The 16,059-nt window shown below is 65.5% G+C and carries 17 protein-coding genes; 7 read left to right on the top strand and 10 right to left on the bottom strand.

Annotated elements, in window-relative coordinates:
* Nucleotides 1-7 precede the first annotated feature (7 nt).
* Entirely contained in the window at nt 8-1,516 is a 1,509-nt protein-coding gene (gene cysG / locus ADADO0_RS03945) for a siroheme synthase CysG (RefSeq protein WP_511303786.1), read from the top strand.
* A 73-nt stretch (nt 1,517-1,589) separates the two neighbouring features.
* On the opposite strand, the gene ADADO0_RS03940 is transcribed toward cysG, so the two are convergent.
* Nucleotides 1,590-2,039 carry a BA14K family protein gene (locus ADADO0_RS03940; protein WP_511303785.1) on the bottom strand — a complete coding sequence of 150 codons (450 nt, stop codon included), beginning with the start codon at nt 2,037-2,039 and terminating at the stop codon, nt 1,590-1,592.
* Nucleotides 2,040-2,146: 107 nt separating this feature from the next.
* The gene (locus tag ADADO0_RS03935) at nt 2,147-2,734 is read right to left on the bottom strand and encodes a BA14K family protein (RefSeq protein WP_511303784.1); all 588 of its coding nucleotides are present in this window, start codon (nt 2,732-2,734) and stop codon (nt 2,147-2,149) included.
* A 310-nt stretch (nt 2,735-3,044) separates the two neighbouring features.
* Here ADADO0_RS03935 and rpmI point away from each other — a divergent pair, with 310 nt between their 5' ends.
* The 6 genes from rpmI (at nt 3,045) to ADADO0_RS03905 (ending at nt 8,516) form a co-directional block, all read left to right on the top strand.
* On the top strand, nt 3,045-3,245 hold the full coding sequence (gene rpmI / locus ADADO0_RS03930) for a 50S ribosomal protein L35 (protein ID WP_511303783.1): 201 nt from the start codon (nt 3,045-3,047) through the stop codon (nt 3,243-3,245).
* 20 nt (nt 3,246-3,265) lie between these two features.
* A complete protein-coding gene (rplT, locus tag ADADO0_RS03925) occupies nt 3,266-3,631 on the top strand; it encodes a 50S ribosomal protein L20 (protein WP_511303782.1) in 366 nt (121 codons plus the stop codon).
* A 257-nt stretch (nt 3,632-3,888) separates the two neighbouring features.
* Nucleotides 3,889-4,998, top strand: a complete 1,110-nt coding sequence (gene pheS / locus ADADO0_RS03920) for a phenylalanine--tRNA ligase subunit alpha (RefSeq protein WP_511303781.1) — start codon at nt 3,889-3,891, stop codon at nt 4,996-4,998.
* On the top strand, nt 4,995-5,561 hold the full coding sequence (locus ADADO0_RS03915; RefSeq protein WP_511303780.1) for an endonuclease domain-containing protein: 567 nt from the start codon (nt 4,995-4,997) through the stop codon (nt 5,559-5,561). Before pheS ends, ADADO0_RS03915 begins: the two co-directional genes overlap by 4 nt.
* Nucleotides 5,558-7,972, top strand: coding sequence for a phenylalanine--tRNA ligase subunit beta (pheT, locus tag ADADO0_RS03910; protein ID WP_511303779.1), 2,415 nt, complete (start codon nt 5,558-5,560; stop codon nt 7,970-7,972). Before ADADO0_RS03915 ends, pheT begins: the two co-directional genes overlap by 4 nt.
* Before the next feature lie 166 nt (nt 7,973-8,138).
* The gene (locus ADADO0_RS03905; protein ID WP_511303778.1) at nt 8,139-8,516 is read left to right on the top strand and encodes a DUF6481 family protein; all 378 of its coding nucleotides are present in this window, start codon (nt 8,139-8,141) and stop codon (nt 8,514-8,516) included.
* A 113-nt stretch (nt 8,517-8,629) separates the two neighbouring features.
* Here ADADO0_RS03905 and ADADO0_RS03900 read toward each other — a convergent pair whose 3' ends face one another.
* The 8 genes from ADADO0_RS03900 to ADADO0_RS03865 all read right to left on the bottom strand — a co-directional run bounded on the left by ADADO0_RS03900 (nt 8,630) and on the right by ADADO0_RS03865 (nt 15,893).
* Nucleotides 8,630-9,550, bottom strand: a complete 921-nt coding sequence (locus ADADO0_RS03900) for a hypothetical protein (RefSeq protein WP_511303777.1) — start codon at nt 9,548-9,550, stop codon at nt 8,630-8,632.
* A gap of 142 nt (nt 9,551-9,692) precedes the next feature.
* Nucleotides 9,693-10,331 carry a MarC family protein gene (locus ADADO0_RS03895; RefSeq protein WP_511303776.1) on the bottom strand — a complete coding sequence of 213 codons (639 nt, stop codon included), beginning with the start codon at nt 10,329-10,331 and terminating at the stop codon, nt 9,693-9,695.
* Between the two features lie 153 nt (nt 10,332-10,484).
* Nucleotides 10,485-11,402 (bottom strand): ABC transporter permease, encoded by a 918-nt coding sequence (locus ADADO0_RS03890; RefSeq protein WP_511303775.1) that lies wholly within the window; start codon nt 11,400-11,402, stop codon nt 10,485-10,487.
* A gap of 10 nt (nt 11,403-11,412) precedes the next feature.
* The gene (locus ADADO0_RS03885) at nt 11,413-12,240 is read right to left on the bottom strand and encodes an ABC transporter ATP-binding protein (protein WP_511303774.1); all 828 of its coding nucleotides are present in this window, start codon (nt 12,238-12,240) and stop codon (nt 11,413-11,415) included.
* A gap of 106 nt (nt 12,241-12,346) precedes the next feature.
* Complete coding sequence (locus ADADO0_RS03880) at nt 12,347-13,363, bottom strand: ABC transporter substrate-binding protein (RefSeq protein ID WP_511303773.1); 1,017 nt, start codon at nt 13,361-13,363, stop codon at nt 12,347-12,349.
* A gap of 127 nt (nt 13,364-13,490) precedes the next feature.
* Nucleotides 13,491-13,889 carry a RidA family protein gene (locus ADADO0_RS03875; RefSeq protein ID WP_511303772.1) on the bottom strand — a complete coding sequence of 133 codons (399 nt, stop codon included), beginning with the start codon at nt 13,887-13,889 and terminating at the stop codon, nt 13,491-13,493.
* Between the two features lie 5 nt (nt 13,890-13,894).
* A complete protein-coding gene (locus tag ADADO0_RS03870) occupies nt 13,895-15,064 on the bottom strand; it encodes an alanine racemase (protein ID WP_511303771.1) in 1,170 nt (389 codons plus the stop codon).
* Between the two features lie 187 nt (nt 15,065-15,251).
* Nucleotides 15,252-15,893: an HD domain-containing protein gene (locus ADADO0_RS03865; RefSeq protein WP_511303770.1), complete on the bottom strand. Its 642-nt coding sequence runs from the start codon at nt 15,891-15,893 to the stop codon at nt 15,252-15,254.
* Between the last annotated feature and the right edge of the window lie 166 nt (nt 15,894-16,059).

Here is a 16,059-nt window from a genome sequence, read left to right as displayed (position 1 = left end):
ATGACCAATGGCCCCACCGGCCGACACCGACGACATCTCCCGCGCCCCCCGCGAACGGCGTGGCGGGCGCATGGACCCGCTCGCCCGGTTGCCGGTGTTCTTCGCTCTGGCCGGCAAGCAGGTGGTGGTGGCCGGCGGCGGGGAGCCGGCGGTTTGGAAGGCGGAACTGCTCTCAGCCGCAGGCGCTCATGTCTCGGTGCTCGCCACAGACCCCTGCGCAGACATGCGCGCACTTGCGGCCTCCCCGCCCGACGGCCCGATCCTGCTGGTCGAACGCCTTTGGCAGCCGGCTGACCTTGAGGGGCGCGCGCTGGCCATCGCCGATGCAGAGGATGATGCGGAGGCCGCCCGTTTCGCAGCCGCCGCCCGTGCTGCCGGCGTACCGGTGAATGTGGTGGACCGGCCGGCCTTCTGCGATTTCGCCTTCGGTGCCATCGTCAACCGCTCGCCGCTGGTGGTCGGCATCTCCACCGATGGCGCCGCCCCGGTGTTCGGGCAGGCGATCCGCGCCAAGATCGAGGCGCTGCTGCCGTTGGGTTTCAAGAAGTGGGCGCAGGCGGCGCAGGATTGGCGCACGGCCGTGTCTGCGCTGGGCCTGTCGTTTCATGGCCGCCGCAGCTTTTGGGAGGGTTTCACTGCGCGCGCGCTCACCGCGCCGGAGCGGGTGCCGGATGAGGAAGACCGCCGTGCTCTGTTCGCCGCCGCCGAGACCGCGCGCGCCGCGCCCGACACAGGTTCTGTGGTTTTGGTGGGGGCGGGGCCGGGCGATCCCGAACTGCTCACGCTGAAGGCGGTGCGCGCGCTGCAATCCGCCGAGGTGGTGCTCTATGACGACCTGGTTTCGCCCCAGGTGCTGGATTTCGCCCGGCGCGAGGCGAAGAAGATGCTGGTGGGCAAGACCGGCTATCGCCCCTCCTGCAAGCAGGACGACATCAACACCCTCATGATCCGGTTCGCCAAAGAGGGCCGGCGGGTGGTGCGCCTGAAGGGCGGCGACCCGATGATCTTCGGTCGGGCAGGGGAGGAGATTTCCGCCTGCCGTGCCGCCGGCATTCCGGTCGAGGTGGTGCCGGGCATCTCCTCCGCCCAGGGCGCGGCGGGGCGTCTCGTGACGTCGCTGACTCATCGCGATCATGCCCGGCGGCTGCAATTCGTCACCGCCCACGCCCGCGACGGCAAGTTGCCCAAGGATTTGGACTTCAAGGCGCTTGCCGACCCCGCTGCCACCACCGTGGTCTACATGCCGCGTCGGACGCTGGCCGATCTCGTGGCCCGTCTCGACGAGGCGGGAATTGACATGGAAACGCCGGCGCTGGCGGTGTTTTCCGCGACCCGTCCCGAGGAGGTGGTGATCGCGGCGTCGCTCTCCCGCCTTCCCCCGGCGGTGGACGCAGCGGTGGAGGCCGGAGCGTCCGGTCCCTGTCTCGTTCTGTACGGCTACGCACTGGCAGAAGGTCTAGCAGCGCAGGTGCTGGCGGATAGCGTCCTACTGGTGCGCGCGAGAGGGCTGGGCTGAGGCCCTTTACAAGAGAAAACACCCTCCGCGCCGCCGCGAAGGATGTTTCACAATCCGATCAATTACTGGACGATCACTGGCAGGCGTGGCGCAGCCCGTCGTAGCCCATGAAGGTGCCGGTGCGCGGATCGAACGATCGATAGCGGTTCGAGCAATAGGCATACCATTCCGGCGAGCCGGGAGGGGGACCGGCGGGGCCAGGGGCGTAGTAGACCGCCGGAGGACGGCTGTTCTGCTGGGCGATGCTTGCCGCCGCCGCGCCGAGCGCGAGGCCGCCGATCACGCCGGCTGCGACCGCCGCGCCGTTATTGTTGTTATTGCAGTTGTTCCAGCCGCCGCAGCCGCGGTTGTAATAGCCAGGTCCGGGACCCGGACCCCAGCCGGGACGGGGACCCCACTGCACATTGGTCACGCCGCTCTCCACCACCGGCATAGCGGGCCGCAGCGCCTGGGCGTTGGCGCCCGAAGCCGCAGTGACGCCCACCACGGCCGCGGCGGCGAGGAAGGTCACAAACTTACGCATTTTTCTCGGTCTCCTTCGGGAGATAAACGCTCCAGGCGGGGAAATAGATCAGTGCGAACGGATCACTTTCCACGCGCTGGATTATGAACGGGTTTCTGCGGCAGACATCACGGGCAAGCGTGGCGTCGTCCGTCATAGCCGAGGTAGGTACCTGTGGCAGGATTATAGGATCTGAACCTTGCGGAACAGTATGCGACCGCGTTCCCGCGATAAACCGGACCGGGGGCGCTCGCGATCGCCGAGCCGACGATGATGCCTGTGGCGAAGCCTGCTCCAGGTCCCCAACCACCGCCCCAGCCGCAATTACCCCAACCGCATCCGCCCCAACCCGGGCCACCCCAGCCACCGCCGGCCCAGCCGCGATTCCAACCCGGACCCCATCCGCCGCCGCCGCGCCAGCCGCGATTCCAGCCGGGGCCACCGCCGTTCCAGCCAGGGCCACCGCGGTTCCAGCCGGGCCCGCCGCCATTCCAGCCTGTGCCACCGCGCCCTCCGCCGCCGCGCCATCCACCACCGTTCCAGCCGGGGCCGCCGCCACCGCCCCGCCACTGAACCTGTTCAGTGGGTGCAGGGACGTTGCGTGCCGCGTCCGGCATGGCGCCGAGGCGGAGCGCCTGGGCGTGACCTGGAGAGGTGAGTGCGAGGGAACCCATCATCGTGAGGGCCGTCGCGAAGATAGAAATCTGACTACGCATGTGACGTCTCTCCCTGCCGCTTTTCTGTTAAAGCCGTGGCGGCAAGCATCGGATCCCCTATCCCAGCGTGATCACACGAGATTGAAGGGGCGGCATCAAGGCGTTGCCGCGGCGTCCGCAAGGCTTTCCAGGCCCCCGCCGAAGGCTTAGCAGGGCCCCGCTTGCGTTTCCCGCCATCCTCCTGTAACGAGTGCGGCCTTCTGAACTGGCCGGCTAACAAGGGCTGCCGCGCTGGTTCTTATCGCTCACAGCAACAAAGGCTGAGCATCCCGCGCCACGCGCGCGTCGGATCACGGCCACGGAGAGCCAAATGCCCAAGATGAAGACGAAGTCGGGAGCGAAGAAACGCTTCCGTCTGACCGGTAGTGGAAAAGTGATCGCAGGCCAGGCCGGAAAGCGGCACGGCATGATCAAGCGGACCAACAACCAGATCCGCAACCAGCGCGGCACCACCATCCTGTGTGAGAGCGATGCGCGGATTATCCGCAAATCGTTCCTGCCCAACGGCTGAGCTAGCGAAGGAGATTTTCCATGTCCCGCGTCAAACGTGGCGTCACTTCGCACGCCAAGCATAAAAAGGTCTTCAAGGCCGCCAAGGGTTTCTACGGTCGTCGTAAGAACACCATCCGCGCCGCGAAGTCCGCCGTCGAACGGTCGATGCAGTATGCCTACCGCGACCGCAAGGTTAAGAAGCGCAACTTCCGTGCGCTTTGGATCCAGCGGATCAACGCCGGCGTTCGCGAACTCGACCTCGGCCTGACCTATTCGCGATTTATCGATGGTCTCACCAAGGCCGGCATCGAGGTCGATCGCAAGGTGCTCTCGGATATCGCCATCCATGAGCCCGAGTCGTTCAAGGCCCTCGTGGAGAAGGCGCAGGCTGCTCTCGCAGCCTGAGTTTTTCCACCTGAGTCGATTGGGCTCCCGCCCTTTCCGAGACCTAAGAAGCCCCGGCGGTCCACCGTTCGGGGCTTTTCGCTTTTGTCTCGCTACCGGTATAAGCACCGCGAATTCCCTCATGCGGACGTCATAGCCGGGCTTGTCCCGGCCATCCACGCCGATCCGCATGGTGGAGCTTAAGGGATAGCCGTGGATGCCTGGGACAAGCCCGGCATGACGGTTCTCTATTGGATGCGCCTTCGAAGGACCATTCCATGTCCGATCTCGTTCTGACCGATCATCCCGGCCTCGACGCCCTGGAGCGTGAGATCGCCACAAGCATCCTGGCTGCGGACGACGAGGGCGCGCTTGAGCAGGTGCGCATCGCCGCGCTGGGCAAGAAGGGCAGCGTCTCCGACCTGCTGAAGTCCTTGGGCAGCATGAGCCCTGACGAACGCAAGACCATGGGTCCGGCGATCAACGGCCTGCGCGATCGCGTGCAAGGCCTGCTTGGGGGCCGCAAGGACACGCTGAAGTCCGCCGCCCTTGAAGCGCGCCTTGCCGGCGAGCGGGTGGATGTGACGCTGCTGGTGCGCGAGGCGCCCGCCGAGATCGGCCGTGTCCATCCGATTGCGCAGGTAACGGAAGAACTCACGGCGATCTTCGCCGACATGGGCTTCTCGGTCGCCGAAGGCCCCGACATCGAGACCGACTTCCACAATTTCACCGCGCTGAACTTCCCGGAAGGGCATCCGGCGCGCGAGATGCACGACACCTTCTTCCTGCCGCCGAACGCGGACGGGCAGCGCAAGGTGCTGCGCACCCACACCTCGCCGGTCCAGGTGCGCACCATGCTCACCAAGACGCCGCCGATCCGCGTCATCTGCCCCGGCCGCACCTATCGCTGCGATTCGGACCAGACCCACACGCCGATGTTCCATCAGGTGGAAGGGCTGGTGATCGACAAGACCTCCCACATGGGCCACCTCAAGTGGATCCTCGAGGAGTTCTGCAAGGCGTTCTTCGAGGTGGAGAGCGTGACCATGCGCTTCCGCCCGTCCTTCTTCCCGTTCACCGAGCCGTCGATGGAAGTGGACATCCAGTGCGATCGCTCGCGCCCTGGCGAGATCCGCTTCGGCGAGGGTAACGATTGGCTGGAGATCCTCGGCTGCGGGATGGTGCATCCCAACGTGCTGAGGAATTGCGGCATCGACCCCGATGTCTACCAGGGCTTCGCCTGGGGCATGGGGATCGATCGCATCGCCATGCTGAAGTACGGCATGAACGATCTGCGGGCGTTCTTCGAGGCCGATGTGCGCTGGCTGTCCCATTACGGCTTCCGCCCGCTCGATTTCCCAACCCTTGCTGGAGGGCTCAGCGCATGAACGGCCCGTTGATTCCCCCCAGCATCACCAAGCTGACCCTGGAACGCACCAGCGGCGTGCGCTCGGCGCGCCCCTCTCCGGCCTTCGGCGGCGTCGGCAACTGGCGGCTGGGCAACAGCCCCTCGTCTCGGGAAGAGCGCGCCGCCTCCGACTGGCGCCTGCCGATGCGGGTGACTGTGGAGGGCGCGGACACGCGCGCCGCCGCCATGGATGCCGAGGAGAAGCTCTGGTTTGAACTGCGCGCCCATCGGCTCGTTGGCCTCGGGTTCCGCCGCCAGCATCCGGTGAGCGGGTACGTGGTGGACTTCGTCTGCAAGACCGCCAAGCTGATCGTGGAAGTGGAGGGCGGCGAGACCTCCGACGTCCGGGACGCGGTTCAGGACGCGCGCCGCACCTCCGCGCTGGGCAGGAAGGGCTTTACGCTGCTGCGGTTCAGCAAGACCGACGTGTCGCAGAACATGCGCGGCGTTCTTAAGACAATCACGGAAGCCGCACGTCCGATGCTGCCCGCCCTCCCGATTTCGGGGAAGGTGCGGGGAGAGCGGATTGGAGACGATCGATGAAATTCACCCTCTCCTGGCTCAAGGAGCATCTCGACACTTCGGCCTCGCTCGACGCCATCGCCGAGGCGCTGACTCTGATCGGCCTTGAGGTCGAGGGGATCGAGGACAAGGCGAAGGCGCTCGCCCCGTTCGTGGTGGGCGAGGTGCTGACCGCTGAAAAGCATCCCAATGCCGACAAGCTGCGGCTCTGCACCGTGTCCATCGGCACCGGCGCACCGATCCAGGTGGTGTGCGGCGCCCCCAATGCGCGCGCCGGGCTTAAGACCGTGTTCGCCGCGCCGGGAACGATCATCCCCGCCACCGGCATCGAGCTGAAGATTGGCAAGATCCGCGATGTGGAAAGCCGGGGCATGCTGTGCTCCGCGCGGGAGATGGGCCTTTCCGAGGAGCATGACGGCATTCTGGAACTTCCCGCCGATGCACCGGTGGGCAAGCCGTTCGCGGAAGTGCTCGGGCTTGGCGATCCGGTCATCGAGATCGCGGTGACGCCGAACCGGGCCGATTGCTTGGGCGTGTCTGGCATTGCCCGCGACCTCGCCGCCGCCGGCCTCGGCACGCTGAAGACGCCTGGGGTGGCGCCCGTGGCGGGGACCTTCCCGTCTCCGGTGAAGGTCCGGCTCGATTTCGGCGATACTCCCGCGCTCTGCCCGGCCTTTGCCCTGCGCGTGGTGCGCGGCGTGAAGAACGGCCCCTCGCCCGAATGGCTCCAGGCCAAGCTCCGCGCCATCGGCCTGCGCCCCATCAATGCGCTGGTGGACATCACCAATTTCCTGACCATGGACCGCGACCGCCCACTCCACGTCTTCGACTTGAAGAAGGTGCATGGCGACCTCGTGGTGCGTCGGGCGTTTTCCGGCGAAAGCCTGCTGGCGCTGGATGGGCGGACCTATCAGCTCGACCCGTCCATGTGCGTCATCGCCGACGACAAGGGCGTTGAGAGCCTCGCCGGCATCATGGGCGGCGAGGAGTCCGGCTGTGACGAGGCCACCACCGACGTGGTGATCGAAAGCGCGCTGTGGGAGCCCATCAACATCGCTCAGACCGGGCGCAAGCTCGGCATCAATTCCGACGCGCGCTTCCGCTTCGAGCGCGGCATCGATCCCGCTTTCATGGCTCCGGGTCTTGAGCTAGCGACCCGGCTGGTGCTGGACATCTGCGGTGGCGCGCCGTCCGAACTGGTGCTTGCGGGCGTCGTGCCCGACACCACGCGCACCATCGATTTCCCGCTTGCGGAGGTGAAGCGCCTGTCCGGCCTCGAAGCCTCCGAAGGCGAGATGCTCGACGTGCTCTCCCGCCTCGGCTTCAGCGTCAGCGGCACCGCGCCGGTGGTTCAGGTGGCGCCCCCGTACTGGCGTGCGGATGTGGACGGCAAGGCTGATCTCGTGGAAGAGGTGGTGCGCATCCTGGGCCTTGCCCGCGTGCCTGCCACCGAGTTCCCGCGCGAGGGTGGCGGCCGGGCGCCGGTGCTCACCGCGCTGCAATTGCGCACCCGCAAGGCGCGCCGGTCCCTGGCGGCGCGCGGTCTCGTGGAAGCGGTGACCTGGTCGTTCCTCTCCGCCAAGGAGGCCCGGCTGTTCGGCGGCGGGGCGCCGGAACTGGCGCTGTCCAACCCCATCGCCTCCGATCTCTCGGATATGCGCCCGAGCCTGCTTCCAGGACTGATCCGCTCGGCCCAGGCCAATGCCGATCGTGGCTATGGCGACGTTGCCCTGTTCGAGGTGGGGCAGGTGTTCGCTGGCGACAAGCCGGAAGACCAGCGCCAGGCCGCGTCCGGCGTGCGCCGTGCGACGGCCAAGCCCACTGGCGCGGGCCGTTTCTGGACCGGTGCCGCCACCGCCGTGGATGCCTTTGATGCCAAGGCCGATGCCCTGGCCGCACTCGCCGCCTGCGGCGCGCCGGTGGCGAACCTTCAGGTCTCGGCTGATGCGCCGGGCTGGTATCACCCCGGTCGTTCGGGATCGTTCCGCCTCGGGCCGAACGTGATCGGCACCTTCGGCGAACTGCACCCTTCCGTGCTTGAGGCGCTCGACGTCTCGGGGCCGCTGGTGGCATTCGAGATCATCCTCGACCGCGTGCCCGAGCCCAAAGCCAAGCCGACCAAGGTGAAGCCGCTGCTCGACCTCTCGGCGTTCCAGCCGGTGAAGCGCGATTTCGCCTTCGTGGTGGACCGCAGCGTGGGCGCCGCCGATATCCTGCGGGCGGCCCAGGGCGTGGACAAGAAGCTGATCTCCGGGGCCAGCGTGTTCGACGTCTATCAGGGGCCGGGCATCGAGGCGCAAAAGAAGTCGGTGGCCATCGAAGTGGTGCTCCAGCCGCGCGAGCGGACGCTGACGGACACCGAGATCGAGGCGGTGGCGACGCGGATCGTCGCCGATGTCACCAAGAAGACCGGAGCGGTGCTGCGGGGCTGATTACCCCTTGCCGCGCCCGGCGCAGGTCTGACCTGCGCCGGGAAACGCGGCTTCCGATGCGTGATTTCTTGCCGAACCACTGTGCAATTTGATATGAGGCGGTGCGCGTGCGCTGGCACAGGCCAATGCTGCGCGCAAGACAACTCGCAATATAGGCTTCATCCATTTGCAGAATACCTGGAATACCGGTCTGACCGACCGTCGCAAGGCCTCTTCCGACGCCAAGAAGGCCTTGTTCGAGAAGTTTCGTACGAAGACCGCTGAGCCTGAGCTTGCGGCCAAGCTCGCAGAGCGTGAAGCCATCGCGGCCGCGCGCGAAGAGCGTCTCGCGGAGCGGGAGCGTCAGAAGGCGCAGGAGCGTGAGGCTCTTTTGGCCGCCGAGGCAGAGGCTGCACGACTGGCGGAACTCGCCGCGAACGAAGAGGCGAACAAGCGGGAAGCCGCTGATCGCGAACGGATCGCCCGCGTTTTCACCGATCAGGCAGCCGCCAAGGCATTGCGCGACAAGCGTTATGCCGAGCGCAAGGCGCGTGGCAGGGGCTGAGGCTCCACGCGGCCGGTGGATCACCGCCGGCCTGTTACCGTGCTCAAGCACGCATCGACGCGCCCGCCCAAGGACGCGTCATTTCCGTCAAGGGCCATCAACGGGCGCGCGGCTTATCCAACGTCCCACCCCTTCGCCCGCGCTTGCCGGAATGCGGAGAGGTAGACGAGAAACAGCATGCAGAAGAACCGCTGCATGGTAGAGCCTAGGCGCGGCCCCGCGACATAGCATCCCCGCTGCGCGGTCACGACCACGAGGCCCGCCTGCTCGGCAAGGCGCAGCGTCTCCAGCGCATGGGAGCGGGACACGGAGAAACGCCGTGCCATCCCGGTGACCGAAATGGCCTGCCCTTCCCGCTGGATCAGCATGGAAAGCAGCATGGTGATGCCGGCATCCCGGTCGGCGAACGGCCGCATTTCCGGAACATAGATGAACATCTGCCCGCCGCTCTGGTAGGCGCGAACGAGAATCTGCGCGCAGTGGCCGACGAAGGCCGGGTCGCGCAACGCGTCGGTGGCGCCCTGCGCTTCGGGTGAAAGGGTCGCGAGAAGCTTGAACACAACCGACCACCGGGAGCGATGTATATCGATCAGAGCTTCGGTCGGCGCGAGCAGATTCGTGCGCCGGTCTGCGTTCTGTACCGGCGTGAGAAAGCCTGAGAGGCGGAGGGTTGCCAGGAACGCCGTGATGCGCCCGCTGCTGCACAGATTGGCGGCCAGCGCGGCTCGCTTGAGCTGGGCGGCGGTGAAGCCGCGCCCCTCACCCTCGCTGAAATGCAGGCTGAGGATCATCAGGGATGCGACGAAGCGGCCGCGATCGTTCAGCAACCGGTTGAGCAGCCAGCGTCCCTGATAGGTGTTCACCGCCGAGGTGGCGGCGCTGCGGACGACGGCGGGAAAATCCGGATGCGCTTCCAGGGCAGCGATCGCCTCGGGCCCGAGATCGGGACCAGCGGCGTCCTGAAGACATTGCTGCGCGTCCGCCACTCCGAAATCCGCCTCTTGCTCAGCTTCCGCATTCGGATCGTGCGCCACGGAATGCAGCCAATCATATCAAATTTAGCCGTCGCATCCGGCGATATGCCGAGCAAGTCGATTGCACGCAAACGTCATGCTCGACCGCGAAAACACTGTGAACAATTCATGTCGGTGGGGCAACGCACCTCACGGGGCGAGGTCACTTCAGCCAGCCGGGGAACATGGCGCCCAGTGCGCCCCCGACCATTTCCATGGCGATGGCCGCCAGGATGATGCCCATCAGGCGCTTGGAGATGGAGAGCGCAGTGGGGGACAGGCGGGCGCCGAGCAGCGGGGCGAGCGCCATTGAGGCGGCGAAAAACAGCAGGTAGCCGATGAGGCCGGTGTAGAAGCCGACCACTTCCCGCGGCGCCTGCGCGGCCTGAGCATAGACAATGATGGTCGCCATGGTGCCCGGACCGAGCGCGATGGGCAGACCGAGCGGATAGACACCGGGATTGCTGGTCGACTTGAACTGCTGCTTCTCGTCTTCGCTGCCCTTGTGGGAGGGGTGCTCGTCGCCGCTCAGCATGGAGAGCGCGATCATCAGGACAATCAGCCCGCCCGCGAGGCGGAAATGCGCGACATCGATGCCGAACAGGGCCAGCAGGGTATGGCCGGCCAGTGCGCAGACCAGCGCGCCGATGGTCACGGTGGCGATAAGGGCAATCAACGTGCTGCGCCGCGCGGCCGAATCCAGATCGGCCGTCAGAGCCAGGAAGATCGGCACGATGCTGAGCGGGCCCATGATGGCGAACAGCGCCGCGAACAGTTTCGCGGTCAGTGTGAAATCGATCATGCCCGCCCCTGCGTTGATTCGTCCGACTGCCTGTGCCTGATTTTCCGGCCGTTTTCCAGCGTCCCGACAAGATCATCTTTAGTGCGTCGCCACCGGCGGTCGACGAATGGACCCGGCATTGGCTGCCGTCCTTGATCGACCGGCCCTATCTGCTCACCTTTGCATTCCCCATTTTTGTACGGTTTTTGCTTCGATTGATCTGAAGATGATGGATTCGACGAAGAGGCCGATGAGGATGACGCTGAGGAGCCCGGCGAACACCTTTGGTGTTTCGAGTTCCGAGCGGGCCTCGAAGATGTACCAGCCGAGGCCACCGGAGCGCGAGGAGACGCCGAACACGAGTTCAGCGGCGACCAGGGTGCGCCAGGCGAAAGCCCAGCCGATCTTGAGGCCCGAGAGGATGGCGGGGAAGGCGGCGGGGACCAGGATCAGCGCGACATAACTCAGGCCCTTGAGACCGTAGTTGCGCCCCGAGAGGCGTAGGGTCTCGGGGACGGAGCGGAAGCCGGTGAGAGTGGAGAGCGACACCGCCCACAGCACCGAATGGATGATGACGAACACCAGCGAGGGGACGCCGAGCCCGAACCAGATCAGGGCCAGCGGCAGCACGGCGATGGCCGGGAGCGGGTTGAACATGGCGGTGAGGGTGGTGAGCACGTCCGCCCCGAAGCGGGATGAGACCGCGAGCGAGGTGAGGATCGCGGCGAGCGCGATGCCGCCGAGATATCCCAGCGCCAGGGGATAGAGCGAGGTGCGGGTGCGGTCGATCAGCGTGCCGTCGAGCAGATCCCGCATGAAGGTCTCGATCGTCAGGGTGAAGGTCGGAAACAACAGGGGATTGTCGAGCCAGCGGGCATAGAGTTCCCAGGCGATGACCAGGATGACGAGGACGCCGACGCGCCTGATGCCATCATTGTTGACGATGCGTTCGAGCCAGGAGAGGCGGCGCTGGACCTCGCCGATGCCGCTGGCATCCGAGAGCGCACACTCGAAGTCGGGGCGCGGCTTGGGGAGGGCGGCTTTCGGCTTCGCGATGTCGAGCGTGCCGGGGCGGGTGTCGATGATGGACATGGCTTTTCCCTCAGCTCGCTGCGGCCAGATGGGCGGGTTCGGAGGGCGCGGCAGACGCGTGGTTCACCTCCTCCTCGAACAAGAGCGCGTGGATGCGCTTTGAGAGGGCGCCGAAGGCCGGGGTGTCGACATCGGCATAGGAGAGATCGCCGGCCTCAAGTTCCGCGCGGACGCGTCCGGGATGGGGCGAGAGGATGAGGATGCGCGAGCCCACCACGATCGCCTCCTCGATGGAATGGGTGACGAACAGCACGGTGAAATGGAGCTGGTCCCAGAGCGAGAGCAGCTCCTCCTGCATCTTGCGGCGGGTGAGGGCATCAAGGGCTGCGAACGGCTCGTCCATGAGCAGGACGTCGGGCTCCATCGCCATGGCGCGGGCGATGGCGACGCGCATCTTCATGCCGCCGGACAGCATGTGGGGATAGACGTTCCTGAACTTGGTGAGGTTGACCTTGTCGATGGCCGACAGGGCGCGCTCGCGGGCCTCCGACTTCCAGTATTTGCCCGCGGCTTGCATGGGGAACATGACGTTCTGGAGCACGGTCTTCCAGGGCATGAGCTGCTCGAATTCCTGGAACACCATCATGCGGTCGGGCCCCGGCTCGCGGACCTCGCGCCCGTTGACGACGATGGAGCCGCCGACCGGCCTGATGAAGCCGCCGATCGCCTTGAGCAAAGTGGACTTTCCGCATCCCGACGGCCCGAGGATGACATAGCGATCGCCGCGCTCGACGGTGCAGGAGACCTTGTAGGTGGCGGTCACCAGATGGTCCGGCGTCTTATATTGCAGCGTCACGTCGCGGACCTGCACGAGGCCGGTCGAAGACAGGGCCGTCATGGCGCGAATCCTTTCCATCCAGGACGAGCCTGAGACTGGACTGAGACTTGGACTGGCGGCTCGCCCCTGAAGGGACGAGCCGAGCGATGGCGGGTTGGCGCGAGGGTCAGTCGCCCGGCTGGTTGTGGACGTAGACGAAAAACAGGTCCTTCCAGCTATCCGGCGTCGTCTTCATGCTGCCGATGCGCTTCAGGAAGCTCACGAACGTCATGAATTTCTGCGGCGTCAGGCTGTAGACCGTGCCGGGATCGTTCAGCAATTCGACGATATCCGCCTTCGACGTATTCTTGCTGTTGGACATCTCGATATAGATTTCCGCCGCCTTCTCCTTGTTGTTCCGGATGAAGGTCTGGGCATCATCGAGCGACTTCACAAATGCTTCCACGGCCTTGGGATTGTCCTCGCCGAACTTCGCGGTGGTGAACAGCAGGTTGAACGTGGAGGGCCCGCCCATCACCTCCTCTGAGGTAAGGATGGTGCGGATGCCGGGGGTCTTGACCTCCGTGTTCTGGAACGGCGGCGAAGTGAAATGCCCGGTGATCTCGGTCTTACCCGCGAGCAGCAGGTTCATGCCGTCGGGGTGGGACAGGGACACGGTCAGGGGATCGAACTTGGCATATTCCGCGTCGCCATAGGCTTTCGCGGCCGCCATCTGGAGCAGGACGGCGGGGGTCGAGGTCTTCACCGCCGTGATGGCGATGCGGTCTTTGTCGGTGAGGTCGCGCACCGACTTCACGTTCGGGTCGCGGGTGTTGAGCCACATGGACTGGCTGAGCAAAGGCGCGATGCCCTTGATCTCGTTCCGCGTGCCCTTGGTCTTCGACCAGAACAGCAGGAAGCCGGGCGGGCCATTGGTGATGACGTCGAGATTGCCCGAGATCAGAGCCTCATTGGCGGCCGTATTGGTGCCAAGCGTCATGTAGACCGGCTTGGTGGTGATGCCGAGTTCCGCCGCCCGCTTTTCGTAGAGCTTCTGGTTCTCCATGATCATCAGCGGCAGATAGGCAAGGCCATACTGCTTGGCGATGCGGATTTCAGCGGTCTCCGCCATTGCTGCGGAGGCAGCCGTGGCGAGCCCTGCGGCGAGAGCCAGGGCGATACCAAATCGAGATGTCCTAAGCATGCGAGTTCCCCTTTGTTATTGAATGCACGCCTTGGGAGTTTCTTCCCCTGCTCTTTGTTGTTTTCAGTTTCTGGAGCGGACCTGACCGTTGGAAGGAAACGGGCGGTCCGCTTTTTATTTCACGTTCTTATTTCGGGTCTTGCGCGGCAATCAGGTCGATTTCGACGAGATAGCCGTAGTGCAGTTCCGGCACCGGAACGACGGAACGCGCGGGCCGGGCGCCGGCGAAGACTTCGGCATAGACCCGGTTGAAGGTCGGCCAGTTTTCGCCGCCGACGATATAAGCCGAAACCTTCACCGCCCGGTCGAGCCCCGACCCGGCGGTCTCCAGGATCGCCGTGAGATTTGCGAGCACGCGGCGCAACTGGGTCTCGAACGGCGCCGCCGCATCGTGGGGGCTGCCCATGACGACCGGGAGCTGGCCGGAGACATAAACGAGGCCGCCATGAACGATGGCCTGCGAATAATGCCCGCCGGGTGCCGGGGCGTTCGGCGAGAGGATGGCGATCAGATCGTCTGTGGGCATCGGGGTCACCATCCTCTGAAGCGCGGCCAGTAGCCGTGCGTGCGGTTGGAGCCTTCGCGCACCACCACATAGCCATCGTACTGGGCGGCGGTGGAGCAGGCGTGGTTGGGCAGGATGCGCAGCTTGGTGCCGAGGGGCAGGTCGGGCATCGCGGCCGTGCTGCCGGGACGGCGCGAGATAATGCCGTGCTCCTGGTTTGCGGTGATCATGATGAGGTCCGGATACGGTTTCCCATCCGGGCCGCAGACCAAGCCATAGCCCTGGTTCACGCTCTGCGCCGCCGTGCCGAGATCCCGCGACATGGCCATCCAGCCGGCGTCGACGATGATCCAGTCGAGGTTCTTTCTATGGCCGATGACGGTGGTGAGCACCGAGATGGCGATGTCGTCCATGGTGCAGACGCCGATACCGACCTGCACGAGATCGGAGAACATAAAGACGCCCGCGCGCACTTCGGTGACACCGCTGAGATTGCGCGCATTCAGGGCGGTTGGCGTGGAGCCGACGCTGACCACCGGGCAGGGAAGGCCGGCGGCCCGTAGCGTCTCCGCGGCCTGAACCACCCCCGCTCGCTCCTGCTCGGCGCTCGCTTCACATTCCGCCTGTGTGCGATCGGCATAGCTTCCGCCGGCATGGGTGAGCACGCCGCGCAGCGCGCCCGCGGCGTGGAGGATGCGGCCGATGGCGACGATCTCCTCGCCCTCGTCCGGCGTCAGCCCCGAGCGGTGGCCGTCGCAATCGATCTCGATCAGGGTTGGAAGCACCATGCCGTCCGTTGCAGCAGCGGCGATTGCGGTGGCCTGAGCACGCGAATCCGCCACGATGGCGATATCGGTGCCGGCACGGCGCAGAGCGGCGACGCGGGAGAATTTCGAGGGAGCAATGCCCACCGCATAGATCATGTCGCTCACCCCGGCGCGGGCGAACACCTCCGCCTCCTTGAGGGTGGAGACGGTGGCGGGGCCGGAGGGATGGGACAGCACGCGCCGCGTCACATCGAGGGATTTCGCGGTCTTGAGGTGCGGCCGGAACGCGACGCCCAGCGCGGAGAGCCGCTGGCTCATCCGCTGGATGTTCGCATCAAGTCTGCCTTCGTCCAGCAGCAGGCACGGCGTATCGAGATCTTCGATGCGCTCGGGCAAGTCCAGGGACGGGTCGGCGAGGGTCTGGAGCATCAGCCTACTCGGTTCGGTTCGAGGTCGAAGCGGCCATTGTGCGTCTGGATTGCCACGGGCGTCATCTCAGGTGTTCCGCGTGCTGGGCCGGTCTTCGGCCCGAGGCGCCCCGAGGGACGCCCCGGGCCGCTCGCCGCGAGCGTGTCAGGGCTTTGACCCCGACGAATGCCAGCGCGCGGAGACGCGGTCATGCCGCGCCCTGATCCTTGTAGTCGTCGATCATGAGGCCGCTGATGCGCAACGTCTGCCAATAGGATTTGTCGGCGTAATGGACGATCGTGCATTCCGGGCTGCGGACGAGCACTTCGCCTTCGTAGGAATGACCGAGCGCGATCTGTGCCACTTCATCCGGCAGGCCCACCGTCAGGCAGACATGCATGCCGTAGGGCGGGTGTCGGAAGATCGGCCAGCCGGCCTTGCTCGGCTGCGCCTTGCGGCTCGCCTGCTTCACCGGGTCGTATTCGTAGGGCTTGCCGACGTCATGGCACAGCGCGCCGGCCACCAGGATGTCCTTGTCGACCGGAAGTTCGGGAAATTGCTGCTTCAGGGCATGGGCGATCTGGATGGCGATGGCGGCGACGCCGCGCAGATGGTCCGCCTGGGTGCCGCGGATCAGCCGGTCGGTGTTCCACATGCCCGAAGCGCGTAGGTCGCTGATGCAGGTGAACGAGGTGTGGGCGATGGCGACGGCCCAGGCTTCCACCACCCGATCCCGTATGGTGTCGCTGCCGATTTCATCAAGCTCCGGCTGAAGCTCCGCGCGGATGGTTGCGCGTAGTTCATCGGAGACTTCGTTCTGGGCGAGGTCGCTCACAGCATTGGATGTCATCGTTGGCTCTTTGCTGTTCAGATCGTTGATTGCGTAACGGCGTGGGCGCGGTGTCAGTTTTCAAAAACGATATTTAATTTCACGATTATTGCGAAAAACGAGTGTTCCGGATTTTTCGCTTTGAAAACGAAGCCATACTTCTCTCGATATCATGCGTCGGGTCGCT

The organism is Aquabacter sp., assembly GCF_965279295.1.
In the GTDB taxonomy this organism is placed as follows: domain Bacteria; phylum Pseudomonadota; class Alphaproteobacteria; order Rhizobiales; family Xanthobacteraceae; genus Aquabacter.
The sequence above is the reverse complement of the archived record's forward strand: the minus strand, read 5'-3'. Positions and strand labels throughout refer to the sequence as shown.

Bases quoted from the DNA above. Each gene is read 5' to 3' on its own strand.
- ADADO0_RS03885 (WP_511303774.1), bottom strand. From the start codon at position 12,240: ATGACGGCCCTGTCTTCGACCGGCCTCGTGCAGGTCCGCGACGTGACG.
- ADADO0_RS03865 (WP_511303770.1), bottom strand. From the start codon at position 15,893: ATGACATCCAATGCTGTGAGCGACCTCGCCCAGAACGAAGTCTCCGAT.
- ADADO0_RS03935 (WP_511303784.1), bottom strand. From the start codon at position 2,734: ATGCGTAGTCAGATTTCTATCTTCGCGACGGCCCTCACGATGATGGGT.
- ADADO0_RS03870 (WP_511303771.1), bottom strand. From the start codon at position 15,064: ATGCTCCAGACCCTCGCCGACCCGTCCCTGGACTTGCCCGAGCGCATC.
- ADADO0_RS03875 (WP_511303772.1), bottom strand. From the start codon at position 13,889: ATGCCCACAGACGATCTGATCGCCATCCTCTCGCCGAACGCCCCGGCA.
- cysG (WP_511303786.1), top strand. From the start codon at position 8: ATGGCCCCACCGGCCGACACCGACGACATCTCCCGCGCCCCCCGCGAA.
- ADADO0_RS03940 (WP_511303785.1), bottom strand. From the start codon at position 2,039: ATGCGTAAGTTTGTGACCTTCCTCGCCGCCGCGGCCGTGGTGGGCGTC.
- ADADO0_RS03915 (WP_511303780.1), top strand. From the start codon at position 4,995: ATGAACGGCCCGTTGATTCCCCCCAGCATCACCAAGCTGACCCTGGAA.
- pheS (WP_511303781.1), top strand. From the start codon at position 3,889: ATGTCCGATCTCGTTCTGACCGATCATCCCGGCCTCGACGCCCTGGAG.
- ADADO0_RS03890 (WP_511303775.1), bottom strand. From the start codon at position 11,402: ATGTCCATCATCGACACCCGCCCCGGCACGCTCGACATCGCGAAGCCG.
- rplT (WP_511303782.1), top strand. From the start codon at position 3,266: ATGTCCCGCGTCAAACGTGGCGTCACTTCGCACGCCAAGCATAAAAAG.
- rpmI (WP_511303783.1), top strand. From the start codon at position 3,045: ATGCCCAAGATGAAGACGAAGTCGGGAGCGAAGAAACGCTTCCGTCTG.
- ADADO0_RS03880 (WP_511303773.1), bottom strand. From the start codon at position 13,363: ATGCTTAGGACATCTCGATTTGGTATCGCCCTGGCTCTCGCCGCAGGG.
- ADADO0_RS03895 (WP_511303776.1), bottom strand. From the start codon at position 10,331: ATGATCGATTTCACACTGACCGCGAAACTGTTCGCGGCGCTGTTCGCC.
- pheT (WP_511303779.1), top strand. From the start codon at position 5,558: ATGAAATTCACCCTCTCCTGGCTCAAGGAGCATCTCGACACTTCGGCC.